This window comes from Verrucomicrobiota bacterium JB022 (assembly GCA_030673845.1).
Taxonomy (GTDB): Bacteria; Verrucomicrobiota; Verrucomicrobiia; order Opitutales; family Oceanipulchritudinaceae; genus WOUP01.
In genome coordinates this window covers 210,436-230,253 of sequence record JAUTCQ010000003.1, presented here as the reverse complement: position 1 = coordinate 230,253, position 19,818 = coordinate 210,436, and the positions used below count along the sequence as shown (strand labels likewise).

At 61.7% G+C, this 19,818-nt stretch carries 14 protein-coding genes, 1 tRNA gene and 1 CRISPR repeat array; of the genes, 3 read left to right on the top strand and 12 right to left on the bottom strand.

From position 1 onward, the window contains the following. Positions 1 to 45 precede the first annotated feature (45 nt). Positions 46 to 1,443, bottom strand: a complete 1,398-nt coding sequence (locus Q7P63_02690; protein MDP0498984.1) for a PQQ-dependent sugar dehydrogenase — start codon at positions 1,441 to 1,443, stop codon at positions 46 to 48. Positions 1,444 to 1,578: 135 nt separating this feature from the next. Here Q7P63_02690 and Q7P63_02685 point away from each other — a divergent pair, with 135 nt between their 5' ends. Beyond that, positions 1,579 to 3,471 (top strand): hypothetical protein, encoded by a 1,893-nt coding sequence (locus tag Q7P63_02685; protein MDP0498983.1) that lies wholly within the window; start codon positions 1,579 to 1,581, stop codon positions 3,469 to 3,471. Between the two features lie 93 nt (positions 3,472 to 3,564). Here the strand turns inward: Q7P63_02685 and Q7P63_02680 are convergent, their stop codons facing one another. The 5 genes from Q7P63_02680 to Q7P63_02660 form a co-directional block, all read right to left on the bottom strand. Further along, positions 3,565 to 4,620: an alpha-E domain-containing protein gene (locus tag Q7P63_02680; GenBank protein ID MDP0498982.1), complete on the bottom strand. Its 1,056-nt coding sequence runs from the start codon at positions 4,618 to 4,620 to the stop codon at positions 3,565 to 3,567. Between the two features lie 12 nt (positions 4,621 to 4,632). After that, positions 4,633 to 6,117 carry a circularly permuted type 2 ATP-grasp protein gene (locus Q7P63_02675; protein MDP0498981.1) on the bottom strand — a complete coding sequence of 495 codons (1,485 nt, stop codon included), beginning with the start codon at positions 6,115 to 6,117 and terminating at the stop codon, positions 4,633 to 4,635. A gap of 428 nt (positions 6,118 to 6,545) precedes the next feature. Then, positions 6,546 to 7,010 (bottom strand): IS200/IS605 family transposase, encoded by a 465-nt coding sequence (gene tnpA / locus Q7P63_02670; protein ID MDP0498980.1) that lies wholly within the window; start codon positions 7,008 to 7,010, stop codon positions 6,546 to 6,548. Positions 7,011 to 7,406: 396 nt separating this feature from the next. Continuing rightward, complete coding sequence (locus Q7P63_02665) at positions 7,407 to 8,282, bottom strand: transglutaminase family protein (protein ID MDP0498979.1); 876 nt, start codon at positions 8,280 to 8,282, stop codon at positions 7,407 to 7,409. Further along, positions 8,272 to 10,809, bottom strand: coding sequence for a circularly permuted type 2 ATP-grasp protein (locus tag Q7P63_02660; protein ID MDP0498978.1), 2,538 nt, complete (start codon positions 10,807 to 10,809; stop codon positions 8,272 to 8,274). The genes Q7P63_02665 and Q7P63_02660 overlap by 11 nt, the downstream gene beginning before the upstream one ends. Positions 10,810 to 10,942: 133 nt before the next feature. Between Q7P63_02660 and Q7P63_02655 the strand changes: the two genes are divergently transcribed. After that, positions 10,943 to 11,020: transfer RNA gene (locus tag Q7P63_02655), tRNA-Pro, on the top strand. A 263-nt stretch (positions 11,021 to 11,283) separates the two neighbouring features. Then, a CRISPR array of direct repeats spans positions 11,284 to 12,410; the repeat unit is 29 nt; unit sequence GTATTCCCCACCCGCGTGGGGATGGACCG. A 79-nt stretch (positions 12,411 to 12,489) separates the two neighbouring features. On the opposite strand, the gene lpdA is transcribed toward Q7P63_02655, so the two are convergent. The 4 genes from lpdA to Q7P63_02635 all read right to left on the bottom strand — a co-directional run bounded on the left by lpdA (position 12,490) and on the right by Q7P63_02635 (position 16,663). Next, positions 12,490 to 13,887, bottom strand: a complete 1,398-nt coding sequence (lpdA, locus tag Q7P63_02650) for a dihydrolipoyl dehydrogenase (GenBank protein MDP0498977.1) — start codon at positions 13,885 to 13,887, stop codon at positions 12,490 to 12,492. A 436-nt stretch (positions 13,888 to 14,323) separates the two neighbouring features. Beyond that, the gene (eno, locus tag Q7P63_02645) at positions 14,324 to 15,637 is read right to left on the bottom strand and encodes a phosphopyruvate hydratase (protein ID MDP0498976.1); all 1,314 of its coding nucleotides are present in this window, start codon (positions 15,635 to 15,637) and stop codon (positions 14,324 to 14,326) included. Between the two features lie 184 nt (positions 15,638 to 15,821). Next, positions 15,822 to 16,106 (bottom strand): YrhB domain-containing protein, encoded by a 285-nt coding sequence (locus tag Q7P63_02640; GenBank protein MDP0498975.1) that lies wholly within the window; start codon positions 16,104 to 16,106, stop codon positions 15,822 to 15,824. Next, the gene (locus tag Q7P63_02635; protein ID MDP0498974.1) at positions 16,103 to 16,663 is read right to left on the bottom strand and encodes a hypothetical protein; all 561 of its coding nucleotides are present in this window, start codon (positions 16,661 to 16,663) and stop codon (positions 16,103 to 16,105) included. The genes Q7P63_02640 and Q7P63_02635 overlap by 4 nt, the downstream gene beginning before the upstream one ends. 193 nt (positions 16,664 to 16,856) lie before the next feature. Here Q7P63_02635 and Q7P63_02630 point away from each other — a divergent pair, with 193 nt between their 5' ends. Next, entirely contained in the window at positions 16,857 to 17,429 is a 573-nt protein-coding gene (locus Q7P63_02630; protein ID MDP0498973.1) for a hypothetical protein, read from the top strand. A 147-nt stretch (positions 17,430 to 17,576) separates the two neighbouring features. On the opposite strand, the gene Q7P63_02625 is transcribed toward Q7P63_02630, so the two are convergent. Further along, complete coding sequence (locus Q7P63_02625) at positions 17,577 to 18,254, bottom strand: hypothetical protein (protein MDP0498972.1); 678 nt, start codon at positions 18,252 to 18,254, stop codon at positions 17,577 to 17,579. A 91-nt stretch (positions 18,255 to 18,345) separates the two neighbouring features. Then, positions 18,346 to 19,803, bottom strand: a complete 1,458-nt coding sequence (locus Q7P63_02620; protein ID MDP0498971.1) for a hypothetical protein — start codon at positions 19,801 to 19,803, stop codon at positions 18,346 to 18,348. Between the last annotated feature and the right edge of the window lie 15 nt (positions 19,804 to 19,818).

Sequence of the window (19,818 nt, the reverse complement as noted above, 5' to 3'; positions counted from 1 at the left end):
GAGAGCACCCCGGCAGGGGGTGCCACGAAGGCCAGTCCGCTCCCCCTACTCCGCCGGAACCAGCCGGTAGACGCTGCCGCGGCTGGGGGAGCGGGTGTTGAGGAGCACGTAGAGGTAGCCGTCGGGGCCGTTGGCGACGTCGCGGACGCGGCCTTGGTCCTTGAGGATCACTTCGTCTTTGACGACGCGGTGGCCGTCGATCACGAGGCGGTGCAGCTCTTCGGTCACGAGGCCGCCGACAAAGAGGTTGTGGCGCCACTGTGGGAACTTGTCGCCCTCGTAAAAGTCGATGCCGCAGACGGCGATGGAGGGCGTCCAGTGCAGGATGGGGTCGGTGATGCCAGGTGCGGTCGTCTGGTCGGTAATCGGCGTGCCGTTGTAATTCATGCCGTAGGTGACGGTGGGCCAGCCGTAGTTGTTGCCGGGCTCGATGAGGTTGACCTCGTCGCCGCCACGCGGGCCGTGCTCGGTCTCCCACAGTTCGCCCGTCTCGGGGTGCAGGTCGAGGCCTTGGGGGTTGCGCACGCCATAGGCCCAGATGCCGGGGAAGGCGTCGGGGTCGTCGGCAAAGGGGTTGTCTTCGGGCACGCGGCCATCGTCGTGCAAGCGGTAGATCTTGCCGTTGGGGCGGCTGAGGTCCTGCGCCAGCGCATCCTGCCCGCGTTCGCCGATGCCGAAGAACACGTAGCCGTCCTTGAACACGAAGCGGCTGCCGTAGTGGTGGCGGGTGCGGTGCATGAACTTCTCCGGCACCTCGAAAATCGTCTCCTGGTCGACCCATTTGTCGCCTTTGATCCGGCCGCGCACCACGGCAGTGAAGGAAACGTCGTCGAAGCGCGCATCGCTGTAAGAGAGGTAGATCCAGCCGTTCTCGGCGTAATCGGGGTGGGCTGCCACTTCCATCAGGCCGCCCTGGCCGCCGTAGCGCACCGCCGGGATGCCCGTGATCTCGCGCAGCTTGCCGCCCTTTTCCACCCGGTAGAGTTGCCCTTGCTGGGCGGTGAGGAGCGGAGTGCCGTCGGGGAGGAAGTCGATCGACCAGAACGTCTTGTCGCTGGCCTCCACTACGCGCTCCAGCCGGAACTTGTGTGCTTCGCTCGTGACGACGCCGTCGGTGGGGCGGGCCCGTTCGCGGATACCCTCCAGCTTTGCTCGGTGCTCCATCTCGCGCATGTAAATGACCATGCCGCGGATTTGCTCTTCGCTCAGGCCGTCGCCAAAGCCGGGCATGCCCATCTGAGGCAGGCCTTCGCGAATAATGCGGGCGTGGTCGGCGTCGGTGCCGCCGTGATTCCAGATGCCGTCGACAAGCGAGCTGCCGGAGCCGCCCTGCAGGTCATCGCCGTGGCAACTGGCGCAGTATTGCTGGTAGAGCGCGTCGATCCGCTGGGCGGAAAGGGTGGTGAGCAGGCTGGCAGAGAGGGCAAGGAGGCGAATCATCATGGTGAGAAGTCTGAAGGGCGGAACTCAGGGGCAGCATACCCCGACTACGGGCGCGGCTCAAGCGGAGTGCTGGCTTGTCTTCTGCTGCAAAACGCGCTGGCCTATCGCGCCAACCGTGGTTTCCTTCTGATCCCGATGCTCCGCCGTTTATTCCTTCTGCTCGTGCTTTTTGTCGGCATGGTCCTGTATTTCCTCGGCAACGTGGGGGCCCCGGTCAGCCCGCTGATCACGTCGGACTTGAACATGGAGGGCCAGAACGCCTATGAGCTGCTGCGCCACGGGCGAGTGCCCATCCACGGCGGGGTCAACAGCCTGATGTCGGTCAATCCGCCGGGGGTGGCCTACGGGCTGGCGCTGGGCGGGCTGTTTGCCCCCCACCACCTGGGCGAGGCCGAGCGTTGGGGCGGCACCTTGATGATGCTGGCGACGGCGGTCTGCCTGGTGCTATGGCTGCGCAAGCCGTTGGGCCTCGGCTGGGCCGCGCTGGTGGCGACGCTCTTTTTGCTGCTGCCCACGGGCTGGTTTTTCGGCTTCAACCTGTGGCCGCGCGCGCACCCGCTCTTTATGGTGCTGCTGCTGTGGGCGCTCGACGCCTGGGCGCGGGGAGGCAAGCGTTGGGCCTTTGGCGCAGCCGTGCTGATCTACTTTGTCGGCTGCTTCTGGATGCTGGAGTTTTTACCGACTGCCGTGCTTTTTGGCGTGGCATGGGTGGTGGGGTGGCGTGCACTACCATGGAAGCCAGCCTTGGTCGGCACCGTGCTGGGGCTGGCGGTGTGGTCGCCTTTCCTGGCTTGGGAACACCCGCGCGGCTATGCCGACCTCGTCTCGATGATCGGGCGGGAAGCCTTGCCGGGCGTCCAGTTCGAGGCCGCACCGGTCTTGACCCGCGACGACGTGAAGCTGGTGCCCGGCACCGAACCCAACCCCGACGAGGATGCGGGCCGGTGGTTCGGCTCGCAGACCTGGGGCACCGTGTGGGGGCAGACGATGCGCAAGGATTACGAGGGCCGGCTTGGATACTGGCATATGTGGCCGGAGACGGGGGCCTGGTTTTTTATGGCCGAAGATGGCACCTTGTATATGGACGGCGAATGGCAGCCTGCGCCCGAACAGTTCCGGCCCGAGCTGAAGACCGTAGTCCCTCCGCCCGGGACGGAGAGCGGGCAACCGGCCAGCAAGTTGTTTGACCCTGCGGTGGTGCTCGAAACACCGCTGGTGGCCAACTTCCAGCCTTTTGGCAACCCGTGGGTAGTGTGGGTGCTCTTCGCCGCCTTTCTGACGGGTGTGTTGCTGGCCCCGCTGGTGGAGACGCGGCGTACGTTGAAGCGCGAGCGCCCACGCGACCGGGCCTGGCTTTACCTGCTGTGGACCACGGGGGCCGGCCTCGCCTTGTTGATGGTGGTGCTCGCCAGCTCGGCCGAGAGCGCCTCCGCCAATTACCGCCGCCTATACTTCCTCTGGCCCGCGCAGGCCGTTTTGCTCGTGCTACCGTGGTGGTGGCTGGCCCGCCAGCTGGAGGGCAAGCGCTGGCGGCATGTCGCCTTGTTGCCGGTGCTGGGCTTGCTGGCCTTGGGCGCGAACAACGTCTACGGGCGCATCCACATAGCGGTTTTCTTCAACCAATCGATCCCCCCGGAGCGTTCGATCGAAGTGTTGCTGGCCCGGCTGGCCGATGAATTGGAGGCCGAGGGCAAGGAAACCGTGCACTTGGGCTACGAAATCACGTTCAACGGCTACCAGATCACCTGGCACCAGACGCTGCCCATGGTAAAGGTGGGGCGCCAGCACGACCTCGCCTTGCTCTGGATGCACGGGATTGTGAACACCAACGAGCTGCCCGAAGGCCTGTCGCTCGACGACACCTATCGCCTGCGTGAGATCGGCAACCCCAATGGCAACAAGCTCCGCGTCCAAGAAGCCAACCCGCCCGCCTTCGAAGTGATGGCGCAGGAAGGCGAGTGGCAGCTACTGCGCCGTGTGAAATCGCCAGAGGCGACGGAAGAAGTTGAGGAGCCTGAAGAGGAATAAGACACTCTGGCCTCTGGTGGACGAGCTTATCGACCAAGGCGTACCGCCAGCCTTCGCCAGGGCTCGCGGCTCTGCGTGAATCTGCTCGCTCCCCTACCCCTGCTTTTGGGACTGGGTGCCTTGCGTTTGGGACTGGCTTTGCATCGGGCGGGTCTCGGGCAGGAAGCGCGCGATTTCTTTCTCCAGATCGAAGGCCGGGAGAGCGAAGTAAGTCTCGAAGATCTCGTTGTTGATCTCGTTGAGCGTGCGCTGGACGCGGTCGACGAAGTGGTGCAGGCCCTCCTCGTCGATTTCTTCGCGGGTGGTGTAGGCGACTTCGGCCCGCAGGCGGCCCACTGCCTTTTCCACCGGGTTGGAGAAGAAGCCTTCGCCCGTGCCGCTGAGCGCGCGCAGGTGCTGGTCGATCTGGCGCAGGCAGAAGCGCAGGCTACGCGGGAAGTCGGGTGAGAGAATGAGAAATTCGGCCACCTGGCTGCCCTGGACGTCGGCCGGGTAGACGTGCAGGTAGGCATCGAGGGCGCTGCTGGACTTCAGCACGGCGACCCAGCCCGCCCCGTCGGCCACCCCGCCCACGCTTTGCGTCTCGGGCAGCGGGAGGTAGGTCTTGAGGTCGAGGATGCGGGTCGTCTGGTCGGCGCGCTCCAGGAACTGGCCGATTTGCATGAACTTGTAGCCCTCCTTGCGCACATAGGTGCTGTGGGTGAGCCCTTGCATGCGGTAGACGTAGCCCTTGATGCGGCGGAAGAACGTATACACGTCGTCATGCCACACGGCTTCCGCGTTGGACTCGCGCACGAAGTGGTAAAGCTCGTTGATGGCCTCCCACATCTCCTCCGTGATCTGGTCGCGGATCATGCGGGCGTTTTCGCGGGCCGCATGGATGCTGCTGATGATGGAGGTATGGTTTTGCCGGTTGAAGGTGAGGAAGTCCGTCACCGTCTGGTTGTTGGCCGTCTGGTGTTCCTCGTAAAACGACTTCACGCAGAGGGTCGTCTGCAGGACGGCTTGCCAGTTGGTTTCGGCGCCCTCGTCGTTGGAATCGAAGTCCAGCATCAGCTGGAGATTCACTTCGAGCAGGCGGGCAGTGTTTTCGACGCGTTCGATGTAGCGTCCGATCCAGTAAAGGCAGTCGGCGACTCGGGAAAGCATGGGTAAAGCGGCTTAAATGGATTGGCTGGGGGCGGCGGAGCCTTCTTCGGCGGGGGCGTCGTCTTCACGGAGCACCCAGGTGTCTTTGGAGCCCCCACCCTGCGAGGAGTTGACGACCATGCTGCCGGGGCGCAGCGCGACGCGGGTGAGGCCACCGGGCACGATGCGAGGCTTGTCGCCATAGAGGATGAACGGGCGCAGGTCGACGTGGCGACCGGCCACCCCGTGCTCTTTCGACCACGTGGGCACGCGGCTGAGCGAAATCATGGGCTGAGCGACGAAATTACGGGGGTTGTCGATGATCTTGAGGCGAAACTCCTCGATCTCTTCTTTCGTGGCCTTGGGGCCCATCAACATGCCGTAGCCGCCCGCTTCGTTGGCGCTCTTGACCACGAGCTTGTCGAGGTTGTCGAGGATGTACTGGCGGTCCTTGGCTTCCCCGGCGAGGTAAGTCTCGACGTTGGGGAGGATGGGATCCTGGTCGAGGTAATATTTGATCATCCGGGGGACGTAGTAATACATCACCTTGTCGTCGCAGGCCCCGGTGCCGACGGCGTTGGCGAGGGCGACGTTACCGGCCTGGTAGGCGCGCATGATGCCGGGCACGCCCAGCATGGAGTCGCGGCGGAAGACGCAGGGGTCGAGGAAGTCGTCGTTGAGGCGGCGGTAGATCACGTGCACGCGCTGGAGGCCGCGGGTGGTGCGCATGTATACGCGGTCGTCCTGCACGATAAGGTCGCGCCCTTCGACGATCTCGATGCCCATCTGGCGGGCCAGGAAGCAGTGCTCGAAATACGCGCTGTTATACGGCCCCGGCGTGAGAATGACGACCGTCGGGTCTGGGTTGTTGTTGGGCGCGATGTGGCGCAGCACCTTCAGCAGCTCGTCACCGTAATTGGCGACCGGGGCCACGCCGGCGCGCGGGAAAAAGCGAGGGAACGCACGCTTGATCGCCTGACGGTTTTCGAGCATGTAGCTGACGCCCGAGGGGCAGCGCGCGTTGTCTTCGAGCACATACCAGCCGCCGTCGGCCCCACGGATGAGGTCGGAGCCGCAAATGTGGACGTAAATCCCCTGCGGCACCTTCACCCCCTTCATCTCTGGTCGAAAATGCTCAGCACTGTCCACCACATGACGCGGGATGATGCCATCCTTCAGGATCTTCTGATCGTGGTAAAGGTCTTCGAGGAAGAGGTTGAGGGCGGTGACCCGCTGAATGAGGCCTTCTTCGAGGTAGGCCCACTCCCGGGCCGGGATGATCCGGGGGATGAGGTCGAACGGGAAAATCCGCTCCGTCCCCTCCTGGTCATGATACACCGTGAAGGTGATGCCCTGCCGCAGAAAGGCGTGATCCACGGCCTTTTGCTTGGCCTGATACTCCTCCTCGCTCAGGTTCTTCAACGCCTCGAACAGGCGCCGGTAGTGAGCGCGCGGCTCGTCGCCGCCTGCAAACATCTCGTCGAAAAATTGGTCGACCGAATAACGCGTAAAGTCCATCCTGCTCCTTATTTAAGCACCCGGAGTGCCGCCTTGTGGGGTTGCGCGCAATATGCCCGAAAAAAGTCAGCAGGTCAACCGTCGCCTCACGGCAAAGATGAGGGAACGAAGGGCGGGCGGATGTCGGTGGCACCCGCGCCGGCGGCAATCGCGAGCCGGAAGCCGCCCGAAACACAGGAGCTATCGAGCCAGCTATTGCTGGCACACAAAGGGTGCGGTTCTTGTTAACGGGGGCAACCGGAAGTCGCTTACGGCGACAGCGCGGCTAATCGCTGGCATCCTTAAGGGAATTGAAGACAGCCCCGAGAGCCATACACTCCCGGAAGCGGCCAGAGCATTCCCGCACCCGCAGGATGCCAGCGATTAGCCGCGATGTCGGAGCGATCAGCGACGACTTCCGGTAAGGCTACGAAACCACCCAGCATCCGTCAGGATGCCAGACTGTCGCCTCGTTCTGGATAAGGCGGCTCATACTCCAGACCATGCTTCAGAAGCAATTTTTGAAACTCCTCCTCGAACCCCACCTCACGGTGGTGCGCCTCTTGATCGGAAATATAGGTCTGCACAGCCGATAAATGTGTCACACTGACCGAGAAAATCGCGTAGCCCTGCTGCCAGGCAAAGGTAGGATCATGCTTTTCCTGCATCCAGCGCGTCGACGCCTTCTTCAACTCTTGCACAAAGCGGGCCGGAGCTGAAGTCGTCCGCAGGCCCAACAACAGGTGCACATGGTCTTCGGTGCCGCCAACACCAAGTGGGGCTTCACCCAAACCTTTGGCGGTGCCACCCAAATATTCATGAAGCCGTGCACGCCATTCCGGTCGAATACTGGGGCGACGGTATTTGGTACTAAACACGAGATGGTAATACAGGCTGTGGTAGGTGGATCTCATCCGTTGCTGGCACCCAAAGGGTGCCGTTTTGTTTGTGAAAGCTACCGGAAGTCGTCGCTAACGCTCCGACATCCGGCTAGCTGCTTGCACCCTTAAGGGTGCATACATGAGCGCTTAAGCCCAATCTGGTTATCAACCGGAGATATGCGGCAGTCTAGCGAATTAAGATGTTTGCTGGCGTGATTCATGATACCCACGATTACCGAAAATCGTCTGCGGCGGCATCGCGGTTAGTGGCTGGCATCCTCCCCAGACGCAAGGCAGTATAAAGCATCCGCAGGATGCCAGCGATTAGCCGCGATGTCGGAGCGATCAGCGACGACTTCCGGTCACACCATGGAAACCACCCAGCACCCGCAGGATGCCACAGAGACGGCGCGGGAACAAAGCCCCTCCTTACACCGTCGTCGGCTCGCGCTTGACTTCGACGTCCACGAACAACTGGTGGTGCGGGGCGCCGTTGAAGGTGCCGCGCATGGGGGAGACGTCGGCGTAGTCGCGGCCCACCGCCGTGATTACGTGGCGCTCGCCCACGACTTGACGGTTGGTCGGGTCGAGGCCCCACCAGATGCCCCCGGGCAGCGCCACTTCGATCCAAGCGTGCGTTGCCACGGCCCCGCGCCAAGGCTCGTCGCCTGCAATGGAAGGGTCGAACGCTTCGATGAAACCGCTGACGTAACGGCAGGGGATGCGGTGGTAGCGGCAGATGGCGAGCAGCAAGTGCGCGTAGTCCTGACAAACGCCCATACGCTTCTCGAACACCTCGCGCAGAGGCGTGCTGATGACAGTGCTGCCGGGCACGTAAGAGAGGCTCTCGAAGACCCATTCGCAGGCTTCCCAGGCCGCCTCCGACAACGGGCGACCGGGCGCGAAAAAGTTGGGCACCCCAAACTCGGCCACCAGAGCGGTGGGCACGAAGGCGCTGCGCTGCAGATACGGGAAGAACTCCGTCCACTGGCTGCGCTGGATCTGGCGGGCCTCGTCGACCGTGACCTCTTGCACCACCCCTAGCTCAGGCGGCGGCAGGGTGCTGAGCTGCGTGCGGGCGACGATCTGCAGCTCCGGATGGCGAAAGGGCAGCGAAAAGTAGTCGACCCGGTTGCCGAAGTAGTCGAAGTAATGGCGCACGGGGGCAGAGGGCTCCACCTGCAGGCTGAAGTCTTCGACCGTCTGGTGCGGGTTGCTCTGCGGGGCCATGCGCAGCTCTGCCACCGACTCAAAGGCGGGAGTCGAGTAGCGGTAGGTGGTGCGGTGGGTGACTTCAAACCACATAGCGGGGGTGGTAGGCGGCCATGGGGGCCTGGTGACTGAAGTAGCGGTCTTCCAACTGCTGGTGCAGGGCCTCGATCTGCGGACGCAGGCCGAGCAGGCGCTGGAGCGTCTCGGGGGGCACGGGCACTTCTTCGACGCCCTGACCGGCACCGCGGCCCCATTCGAGCGCGGCCACCTCCGCCTGCAGCGAGCGCAGGCTCTCCGAGAGCACGGGGGCGTGGAGCGAAGTGCGCTGGATCGCCTCTAGGTCCGTAAACATCTCGCGCAGGCCGTAGGCGACGGCGTGGGGCAGCACTTCGCTCTGCCAGAGCAGGCGGGAAACGCGGCGGGGTAAAGCGCGGACCCGGTTTTCGCGGTGGTAGGCGTCGAGCGAGCTGGTCAGGCGCAGCAGCACCACCAGTTCCGAACGATCGTGGCTTTGGTCGGCGCGCGAACCGTCGAGCCAAGGCAGCAGGATCGTCTCCAGTAGGAGGGAGTTGGTGATCGTGCGCTCCAGCAGCGCGCCAAAACTGAAGAAGTGCCACGACACATCGTGGACGAGCGTGCGCCGGGCGGTGCCGAAAACGCGGCTGATGCCGGCCACCACGCTGGAGCAGATGTCGCCCGCTACCTTGGGCGTGAGGCGCTTGCGGTCCTGGAAGCGATCCAGCATGGCCACTTGGGCCGTGAGGGCGCGCCAGAACTCCGGGCTGAGCCGCTCGCGGATGCCGCGCGCGCTGCCTTGGGCGGCCAGCAGGCAGCTACTGACCGAGGGCGGCGATTGCAGGTCGATCAACAGATTCGAGAGCAGCACCTCCTGGTCGAGGTCGGCCGGGAGGCTGACCAGGCGGGCGATGAGGCGCAACAACTCGGGCGATTCGGCCTTGTTGGCGGTAAGGCCGCGCTCCCCTACCGGGATCTCGTAAAGCGTGCGCACCATCCGGGCGGTATTCTCCGAGCGCTCCAGGTAACGCCCGATCCAATACATCGCCTCCGCCGGGCGGCTGCCCAGGGCGTTGAAAATGGGCGTGCTCACGTCGATCCCTTCGTCGCGCCACGGGAAGAGGCCTTCGGGCGGCGCTTCGACCCAAGTATCTTTCACGACGGGGCGGCCCGGGTTCTTGTAGCCATCAGGTTCCCACGAGAGGCCGCCGGGCAAGAGCTGCGGGCCGTTGGGAGTCCAAAGGGCAAAAACGCGCAGCGCAAGGTGGCGGGCGTTCCAGTCGCGCCCGTCGAAGCAGGGCAGCGAGGGCATTTGCGGGCGGCGTTGGGCCACGAGCGAGCGCCCCATTTCGGCGATCCACTGGCGCACCTCCTCGGAGTGCGGCCCGCCTTCGGGCCATTCCAATGGGCGCACGCGATCATGCAAGGGCTGGATCAGCCACGCGTCCGGGTCGTCGAGCACCTGCAGCGCCTGGTCGGGGTCGGAAAGGTTGAACGACTCGACCGTCTCCAGCAGCGGGTCTTCCTGCAGATAATAACGCACCAGCCGCGAGGCGTAGCGCAAAAGGGCACGGCTTTCCGAAGACCCCGCGCCGGGCGCATTGACAATCTGCACCGAGCCTTGGCGCACCGCATGGAGCAGGCCCGCGACGCCCCGGCCCGCCGCCACATCCGTCCCGAGCGCGACGGGGTCGATCGAGCCGCTCTGCAGGCGCCGCCAGATCACCTGCACGGGCTTGAGGCCCTGCACGGTGCGCCAAAACACCTCGCCGTCGCGCACCAACAGGTCGCCCGGCTGGACAAGCGGGAGGCCAAGGTGGCGAGCCAGAAAGCTGTCTTCGTATTGCATCACCGGGTGATTGCCCTCGCCCAGCAGGATGACGCCCGCCTCGCGCCCTGGAGTGGCTTCCGCCAGCCCCGCCAGCGTCTCGCTCAGGAGGTCGGCAAATGGCTGGACCGAAGCCACCCGCACCGTATCGAACAGCTCCGGCACCGCCTGAGTCAACAGCCGCCGGTGTTGCAAGATCGCCCCGAGGCCGATGGGGCGCGAAAACCAGTGATCGCACACCGCCCAGTTGCCGTTGCCGGTGGGCAGCAAGTCGATGGCGGAAAGGGTCAGCGGGCCGTTGTGCGGCAGCGGCAGGCCCAGCCATTCGACGCGGAAGGCAGGGTCGCTCCAGATTGCGTCGACCGAGAGCACGCGGTCCTGCAGGAAGCGCTGCGGCCCCAGCAAATCTTGCGTGAAGAGGCGAAAAGCTTGCAGGCGCTGGACGATGCCCCGCTCCAGCCGCTCCCACTCGGCCCGGCCGATCAGGCGCGGCATCAAGTCGAGCCGCCCATGCAGCGCGGGCACCGATTCGCCCTCATCGAGGTGGAGCGCGGCGTAGGCCTCCAGCTCCGACGTGGCGGCGTCCAGCTCCGTCTGCCGCATACGCAGTGTGCGGGGCGTAAACTGCTCCAGGCCCGCCAGCAACGGGCGATACAGCCCCGGCGCGGCGGCCACTTCGCCGCACGCCGACCAAGGCAGGAGGTTTGGGTTGGTTTGCGCGTCGATCACCTGGGTAAAAACGCCCTTGATTAACGTCTCAACGGTAGATTGGCGCAAGCCCGATTCTGCCCAATGGTCGAGAGACGTGCCGAACGCATCCCTCTGCCCCCTCCCCACCCGGAGGAATCTGCGCGCCGGCTCAGATTTTCCTTGCGGGGCCTTTCCGCTTTCGATCTACTGATTGCTTTTCCGGGGTGTAGCTCAGCCTGGCTAGAGCGCTACGTTCGGGTCGTAGAAGTCGCAGGTTCAAATCCTGTCACCCCGACCATTTTCCCAAACCTGTTAGGCCCGCTTTTTCACCGAAGCGGGCTTTTTTGTGCCTTGGTGAGAATCCGGAGGCACATGGCCACCTATAGGGTTCCAAAAACCAGATCTGCGCAGAGCGCAGCACTCCCATAGCGCGTTGGGCATCGCCTCCCCTGTCAGCCAGCCAGCACGCGGATTCGTAGTCGCCCTCCCGACGACCATTCCACCCTACCAAAAGCCGGATTTTCTTGCTTTTAGCCTCTCTAAGTCGTTGATTTATCAAGAGTATTCCCCACCCGCGTGGGGATGGACCGGCCGCAGGCACGCCGACCAGGCGCTCCCACGGGTATTCCCCACCCGCGTGGGGATGGACCGTCGATCGACAGATACTCGGTCGAATGTGTTGCGTATTCCCCACCCGCGTGGGGATGGACCGTGGAACTCATCATCCAGTTCAGTCTTGCCCAGGTATTCCCCACCCGCGTGGGGATGGACCGGCCCTGAGCCTGAAGACATGGAGCACCTGACAGTATTCCCCACCCGCGTGGGGATGGACCGCCAAACGGGCGGTCTGGCGTGCTCACGACGGAGTATTCCCCACCCGCGTGGGGATGGACCGTGGAGGTCGGGCCGTGTTTTTTGCGGTCTGGTGTATTCCCCACCCGCGTGGGGATGGACCGCTGGATTTTTCTACCGCAACAGCAACCTCGCCGTATTCCCCACCCGCGTGGGGATGGACCGCACATCCTCGCCGCCCGCGAGCTTTTCACCGAGTATTCCCCACCCGCGTGGGGATGGACCGCGCCGTGGGTGTATGAGGATGCAGCCCGCCAAGTATTCCCCACCCGCGTGGGGATGGACCGAAGGCCCGCGCCTAAAGCGTCTCCCTTCTTCGGTATTCCCCACCCGCGTGGGGATGGACCGTGGACATGGTCACCAAGGAGGTGAAGCGCTTCGTATTCCCCACCCGCGTGGGGATGGACCGGACAAATTCCAGAGGGTGCGGCAGCCCGACCGGTATTCCCCACCCGCGTGGGGATGGACCGCCATCTGGTGGATGGATTTCTTCCTGCCCGTGGTATTCCCCACCCGCGTGGGGATGGACCGGCTTCGCTGACCGTCAGCCAGCCGCCTTCCGTGTATTCCCCACCCGCGTGGGGATGGACCGATGGCGGCAGTGATTTACGTCGTCCGGGGCGAGTATTCCCCACCCGCGTGGGGATGGACCGGGTCCGGGCTGGGTATTGCTTTGTTCGTAGCTGTATTCCCCACCCGCGTGGGGATGGACCGCGCTCGATCAGATGGGTTTCCATTCGCTGATTGTATTCCCCACCCGCGTGGGGATGGACCGGCCGCTGCAGCGTCTTGCCAATGGTAGCCGGCGTATTCCCCACCCGCGTGGGGATGGACTGCTCCAACCGGGGACAAAAAAGCCTCGACCGTTGCAAACGGTCGAGGACGGAAAGGATGTAACTAAAAAGGCCGCGGCCCTTAGATGTGGATGGCCTCGTTGTGGGTGGCCGCAGCGGCTTCGCCGAGGGCTTCGGACATCGTGGGGTGGGCGTGGATCGTGGCGTGGATCTCGTCGACCGTGATCTCACTCTTCATCGCGAGCACGTATTCGGTGATCAGCTCCGTCGCGTCGTTGCCGATGATGTGGGCGCCGAGGATCTCGCCGTATTTGGCGTCGGTGATCAGCTTCACAAAGCCGTCGGGCATGTTGACGGCGACGGCCTTGCCGAGCGCGGTGAAGGGGAACTTGCCGACCTTGTAGTCCAGCTTCAGCTCCTTGGCCTTTTGCTCGGTGAGGCCCACGCTGGCGATCTGCGGGTGGCAGTAGGTGCAGCCGGGGTAGGTCGTCACGCGCTTGGGCTCGCTGTGCTTGAACATGCCGTTGACGGCTTGCACGGCCTCGTAGGTGGCCACGTGGGCCAGCCAGGGCGGCCCAATGATGTCGCCGGCGGCGTAGATGCCTTTCACGTTGGTCTCGTAGCGGTCGTTGACCTTGATGTAGCCGCGCTGGTCGAGGTCGAGCTTCACGCGGTCGCCGAGGGCACCTTCGAGCAGGGGCACGACGCCGATGGAGAGCAGGAGGGTGTCGACTTCGAGGGTCTCCGTCTTGTCCCCCTTCACGAGCTGCATCTTGGCACCGTTTTCCGTCACTTCCGGGTTTTCGACCTTGGTGCCGGTGTAAACCTTGATGCCCTGCTTTTTGAAGGAGCGGGCGAGGGCCTGGGAAATTTCTTCGTCTTCGACCGGCACGATGCGGTCCATCATCTCGACGAGGTGCACTTCGGTGCCGAGGGTATTGAGGAAGTAGGCAAACTCCACCCCGATGGCGCCCGCACCGAGAATGGCGATGCTCTTGGGCTGCTTCTTCATCACGAGGGCTTCGCGGGAGGTCATCACGCGCTCGCCGTCGACCTCGAGGCCCGGCAGACGGCGGGAGCGGCAGCCGGTGGCGATGAGGGTGTTCTTCGTCTGGAAGGATTTCCCCTCATCGGGGCCTTCGGTGATCTGAACGATGCCGGGGGTGGGCACGTGGCCGCGACCGAGGAAGTAGTCGACCTTGTTCTTCTTGAAGAGGAACTCGATGCCGCGCGCCATCCGGTCGGACACGCCGCGGGAGCGTTGCATGACCTTGGCGAAATCGACCTTCACGTCGCCCACCGTCACGCCAAATTCTTCCGCACCGTGGATGCTCTCGAAGGTCTCGGCCGCCTTGAGCAGGGCTTTGGAGGGGATACAGCCCCAGTTGAGGCACGTGCCGCCCGCGCGCTCGATCTCGATGCAGGCGACTTTCTTGCCCAGCTGACCGGCGCGGATTGCTGCTGCGTAACCGGCGGGGCCGCCGCCAATCACCACCAAATCGTAAGTATCGTTAGCCATGATGCAAAAGGAGTGTGACCAGACCCTCAGGGGCGGTCGGAAAACAGCCACCATAGGCCCGAACCCGTCCGCCTGACAACAGCAAAGGACATTTGTTGCCACCGAAGCGGCGAGAGGCGCGATCACGGGGGGCTGGCACCCCAAGGGTGCATTGTGGCCGGGACACGTTACCGGAAGTCGCCTGCGGCGACGTCACGGCTAATCGCTGGCATCCCCAAGGGGTGCTGGGCGGTCTGCAAAAGGAAAAGATCTGATCAAAGCACCCGCAGGGTGCCAGCAGCTAGCCGGATTTCGGAGCGTAGCGACGACTTCCGGTCACGCCGCGAAAAAACAACGCATCCGTCAGGATGCCAGCCCCACCCCATCCAAAAAGAAAACGGCCGCACCCTCGAAGGAGTGCGGCCGTTTTCAAATAGAAACGCGAATGGCGCGAGGCTTAGCGAGCGATGAGCTTGCCGCCGTAGACCGCGTTCTTGCCGAGCATTTCCTCGATGCGGAGGAGCTGGTTGTACTTCGCGATACGGTCGGAGCGGCTCATGGAGCCGGTCTTGATCTGGCCGCAGTTGGTCGCGACGGCGATGTCGGCGATCGTGGTGTCTTCGGTTTCGCCGGAGCGGTGCGAGAGCACGGCGGTGTACTTGGCTTCCTTGGCCATTTCGACGGCGTCGAGGGTCTCGGTGAGGGAGCCGATCTGGTTCACCTTCACGAGGATGGAGTTGGCGACGCCGCGCTCGATGCCCTTGGAGAGGAAGCTGGTGTTGGTCACGAACAAGTCGTCACCCACGAGCTGGGTCTTGTTGCCGATCTTGTCGGTCAGCATCTTCCAGCCGTCCCAGTCGTTCTCGGCGCAACCGTCTTCGATCGAGATGATCGGGAACTTGTTGCAGAGGTCGGCCAGGAAGTCGACCATCTCGGCGCTGCTGCGCTCGGACTTGTCGCTCTTGCTGAAGACGTACTTGCTCTTTTCCTTGTTGAAGAACTCGGAGGAGGCGACGTCGAGGGCGATGTAAATGTCTTGGCCGAGCTTGTAACCGGCTTCGCCGACTGCCTTGGCGATCACCTCGAGGGCGGCGTAGTTGCTCTCGATGTTGGGGGCAAAGCCACCTTCGTCACCCACGGCGGTCGAGAGGCCCTTGGCCTTGAGCAGCTTCTTGAGGGTGTGGAACACTTCGGCGCCCATTTGCAGGGCCTTGGTGAAGCTGGGAGCGCCGACCGGCATGATCATGAACTCCTGGATGTCGATGGGGGCATCGGAGTGCGCGCCACCGTTCATGATGTTCATCATCGGCACGGGCAGCACCTTGGCGTTCACACCGCCGATGTAGCGGTAGAGCGGCATGTCGAGGGCTTGGGCAGCGGCCTTCGCGGTGGCGAGGGAGACGCCGAGGATGGCGTTGGCGCCCAGCTTCTTCTTGTTGTCGGTGCCGTCCAGCTCGAGCATCGCGCGGTCCACGGCCACCTGGTCGAGGGCGTCCATACCCAGCAGGGCTTCGGCGATGGCGGTGTTGACGTTGCTCACAGCCTTGAGCACGCCCTTGCCGAAATAGCGGTCGGTGTCGAGGCCTTCAGCCTTCTTGCTCTTCAGGGCGCCGTCGCGCAGCTCGAGGGCTTCATGCTCGCCGGTGGAGGCACCGGAGGGCACGGCGGCACGGCCGATCACGCCGGACTCGAGTTCAACGTCGACTTCGACGGTCGGGTTACCGCGGGAGTCGATGATTTCGCGGGCGTTGATGTCTACAATCGTGGTCATGGACTTTTCTCAGGTTGAAAGGTTGCGGGGGGCGAGAAATTGCCGCTTGCGTCTCTGGTTTGGCACCCAGTTCCAGTAATGTCAATGAGCGCGGGAGAAAAAGGCGGCTAATAGGGTGGCGGAGGGACATCGGACGGATTTAGCACGGTGATGCAGTGCGACAAACAGCCACTTTATCCGGTTCTCACCCGTCCAAGGCCCACTGCACTCCTTTTCCAACGTTCATACTGGCCGGTAGGATCTTAAGCTCACCCGTCTGGCGCAAGACCAGCAGGGGACCGTTTCCCGCCAGTAGACTGGTGCTGGAGCGGTCGCCTTCGAAATAAGGCTTCGTGTTATAGAAAAAGACCCAACCTGCTTCAAACTCCTCTATAACGTGGGGATTCAATACCAGCAGCAGGTTGCTTTCTTGAGCAATCCTCCGGATTTGAGCTTCTGCGATGGCTTTCGCCGATTTGAAGGTGATCATGGTATGGCCTTATCTGGAGAAAGGTTATTTAAGAAATTCTTACTCGTTATCGGGCCTTCTGAGGGGTCGAGGCCAAAGCTCGCCGACTGCGTCTGCAAAAAGAAGCCGTCGCGGGCAGGATCGTAATGATAAACAAACCGCACCGGCTCCCAGATCTGCCAATTCTTTTCTGGCTCGAGGTCAGCCTTCTCATGCTGATCGTAGACCACGGTGCCCGAGATCCGAATATCGGTATAGCCATCGCCATTGAGGTCCAGGAACTCAGTTTTTAGCAGCGAAGGCTCAAAATGAGCGCCATCACCATGGGCATCGTAGAGGCGGAGCTGCAGGTTCTCGATGGTCACCACGCCGTTGCCTTTGCTGCTTACTTGAGTCTCAACCCGGATGGGAAAGCCTGAGATCAAGGAAATCGTCTGCACGTAGCGTCTGCCTCCCAAGTCGGTCTTCTCCATCAACGTGTTGCGGGAGAGATCCAGCTCTTCACCGGCGCAAGCAACGGCGGAGATAGCGTATACCCCGGCTACAGCGGCAAGTCTGGAGAGATAAGAACAAGCCATACGCGATACCTGAACCCGAAAGGTCCCGCCCAGGCAAAACTTTTCAAAGCCGTATAAATAGCCCACCACCGTGCCCCTGCACCACAAGTGATCCCCCTCCGCCCTATCAGCGACGGCGATAAACCCGTTGGCCCGGTAGCAAAGGATTGACTATGCCAAACCGCATGAATCATAGATTACCCTTTACCAAACGATGAAACCGACCCTCGCCCTTCTCGCCCTCTGCGCCGCCGCTCCGCTCGCCGCCACGCCCTTCCAGTGGAAGTTCTACCTCCCCGAAGAGGCCGGTAGTGCTTCGATTTGGACGATGTATCAACTGGATAGCAGCATTTATGTTGGCTATGTGTCCAACGATTGGCTTCCCAATTCCTCGCTTGTTACATCGGACCCAATTGAGTTTGACGGCCCCACCATCCTTGTAAGGCACGAGATCGACGAGCGCACAGAGCCCTTCGATTACGACAACGCCCGCAAGCTCTATTCGTACTTGCTGAACGAAGAAACCGTCAGCTACGACCCCACGCTCGGCGATGGCTGGGCCAAGTCGGCCCCGTTTGGCTGGTTCTTCCAGCGCAACTACCCTTGGTTGTGGCTGAATGAAAAGCAGGACTGGTGGTGGGTCGAGGAAGCTGGCATCGGCCCCGACGACTGGAACGCCTACTGGATCTGGAGCTCCAATAACGCCTCCTGGTATTGGACGACTCGCGGCTACTACCCGTGGGTCTACGACTCCACCAACAGCACCTGGGTCTGGGATCGCTCCTAGGTTAGCTAACCACGACACGATCGACAGGACAGGACTTTACATCCTGTCCTTTTTCATGTGCCTCTACCTCTGTTGAGACTGTCTCAACACAAAAAAGCTCCCGGCGCGATTCACCGGGAGCCTTGAGAAGTCTATCGTGGCTGGGCGCTAAAACGCGTTCGCCGATTCGAGCGCCTCGACCATGTTCTTCGTCAGGTCTTCGAAGGCGCGGCGGTAGGCGAGCTGCCAGTTGGCATCGCTGGCGATTTGGGCCTTGTTGATGCCATAGCCGCGTACGGGAATGGTTTGGGTGCGCCCGGCACTGGTCAGAACCAGGTCGACTTCGATTTCGGCCTCAAACTTCACCGCGACAAAGCCCGGCGTGAACCAGCCCCAGAACTTCTTTACGTCGATCTCGAGCGTCGTTTGCGGTCCGCTACCGTCGACCAGTTCATAGCCCACCTCGGCAAAGGCACGGGCGGCCAAGTCTTCCACCTTCTGCTGCACGGTGATGCCCTCCGGCAAGGCCACATCGCCCACGGCCATACCGTAGCCGTTGCGCTGGCGGCCGATCATGCGCGCCTGTTGCTCGGGCGTAAGGGTGGCCACCTTGCCGTCAATGGACGGGGTGGAGGGGCTTTCGGGTTTGTCGACGAACACGCGCTGGTCTTCGACGCTCACCAGGCCCACTTGCGCAGTCGGCGCAGCGCCCGACACCGCGACCTCAGGCAGCGGCAAATCGACCGTGCGGCGACCGACCACGCAGCCCGTCTGGAACAACGAGACGCCCGCGAACACGACCAACAGTGACAGCTTGATAACGGCAGGATGCAGAAGATGCTTCATTCATGCTGACATGAGCGTTTGAATGAAGCAAAGCAACTGCAAAAATTGCGGGAGAAAAGAAATTGGAGAGCAGGGAAGCTAACCGCCGAAACTATATTTTCACCTGTCGATAGGAAATCGGCAGGCGGAACTGCTTTTGCAGCATTTCAAGATATAGCGCATCGGTGCGATCAGGCGCTCCCCTTCCTACGATCACAAGCTCATCGGCCCTGCCACAGGGGCTACCGGGGTGATAGCCATATTCAAGCAGTTGACCTATAGCCTGCCTGATGACGGATTTCACCAGCAGGTCTGTTTTTATTTCAAAAAAGATTCGCCTCTCGGGGGTTTCAACTCGGACATCTACAAAATCTTGCTCGCACATCACCGCCTTGAACCCAAATTCCTCTCTTAATTCATCAACCAACTTTCTCTGTATTTCAAAATGCTCCGGGGTGTATTCTACAGGTTTCCCACCTTTCCGAAAAACGGCCTTGCCCTCTGGAGCATCATGAGAGCCTGCTCGGCGCTTCACCGATCGTTCAACCAAGATCTTATCTGATCCTTCGATATCATAGAGCATATAGCGATGGCGGCCCCGAATCCAATCGGTGTCCTCCATTTCAAAACTCATTCTCTCCACCTTCTCGCGCCTAAAACGAACATTGATAATATCTCTTGCGGCCGCATGAGGATGAATCGCCGAGGAGTTCCCATTAATCTCATCTACTTCGGCCTTCATCTTGGCCAACCAGCCCTTTTCCTGAAAGATTCCAAGTGCCTTCGCAGACTCATCTTGATCCAATCCTTCAACCTCGTAGATAACAGCCACCAAACGCCTGGTCCGAGAAGGCTCAATGGTATACAAGCCTACATCAAACACCTTGCGCTGGTAGTTTCCTTTATGGAAACCCTGAATGAAGGCGTAGCGCCATCCATCAATTAGCCATTCATCGCGAAACAGCCATTCCTCATGGCCAAACCCGTTCTTACCGCTATACGTCGTGGATGACTCTCGTTTATCATCCCCGGAGGGACAACGCCAATCAAGGGAATTATAAACAAGCCGGGTTAATTTAACGGCGCGCTGCTCCGCCTCAATTCTGCGCAGGCGATACACTCCATGGCCATTGTAGCTCTCAAGAAACCAGTCTCGGTCATCTAGTTTCCTTGCGTCGACAACAGATGCTCCTGATTCACTGTCTTCTTTTCGTTGGCCTTCATTTATGATTACTGAAACAGGCAGCTTCTGATCCCAAGCGATCTGAAGTGCTTCCTGCATCCTTTTCACCCTTCTCAACTGAACCGAATTCCAACTCCCGTTTTCCTCTTTCTCTTTGTAGTCAAGGTCTTGATAAATTCCCCTGTGATCTTCCTCAAAGTCCTGAATCCAAAGCAGCAATACAACGCGATAATCACTCCAGAAAGCCCACTCGTAGCAGTATTTAGGATTTCCAGCCGGCTTATCAGGATGTTTATAGTTACTCCAATCGCGAACATCAAGCCCAGCGGACTTAACCAAATCGTAAACTCGAGGCAGGGAAGTCGGGCGCAAATCGCTCAGCGGCATGCCCGATAGGTAAAC

Coding starts and splice junctions, on each gene's coding strand:
- Q7P63_02640 (MDP0498975.1), bottom strand. CDS start 16,106: ATGATCACCTTCAAATCGGCGAAAGCCATCGCAGAAGCTCAAATCCGG.
- Q7P63_02665 (MDP0498979.1), bottom strand. CDS start 8,282: ATGTGGTTTGAAGTCACCCACCGCACCACCTACCGCTACTCGACTCCC.
- Q7P63_02680 (MDP0498982.1), bottom strand. CDS start 4,620: ATGCTTTCCCGAGTCGCCGACTGCCTTTACTGGATCGGACGCTACATC.
- Q7P63_02635 (MDP0498974.1), bottom strand. CDS start 16,663: ATGGCTTGTTCTTATCTCTCCAGACTTGCCGCTGTAGCCGGGGTATAC.
- Q7P63_02625 (MDP0498972.1), bottom strand. CDS start 18,254: ATGAAGCATCTTCTGCATCCTGCCGTTATCAAGCTGTCACTGTTGGTC.
- Q7P63_02685 (MDP0498983.1), top strand. CDS start 1,579: ATGCTCCGCCGTTTATTCCTTCTGCTCGTGCTTTTTGTCGGCATGGTC.
- Q7P63_02620 (MDP0498971.1), bottom strand. CDS start 19,803: ATGCCGCTGAGCGATTTGCGCCCGACTTCCCTGCCTCGAGTTTACGAT.
- Q7P63_02690 (MDP0498984.1), bottom strand. CDS start 1,443: ATGATGATTCGCCTCCTTGCCCTCTCTGCCAGCCTGCTCACCACCCTT.
- Q7P63_02630 (MDP0498973.1), top strand. CDS start 16,857: ATGAAACCGACCCTCGCCCTTCTCGCCCTCTGCGCCGCCGCTCCGCTC.
- tnpA (MDP0498980.1), bottom strand. CDS start 7,010: ATGAGATCCACCTACCACAGCCTGTATTACCATCTCGTGTTTAGTACC.
- Q7P63_02675 (MDP0498981.1), bottom strand. CDS start 6,117: ATGGACTTTACGCGTTATTCGGTCGACCAATTTTTCGACGAGATGTTT.
- eno (MDP0498976.1), bottom strand. CDS start 15,637: ATGACCACGATTGTAGACATCAACGCCCGCGAAATCATCGACTCCCGC.
- lpdA (MDP0498977.1), bottom strand. CDS start 13,887: ATGGCTAACGATACTTACGATTTGGTGGTGATTGGCGGCGGCCCCGCC.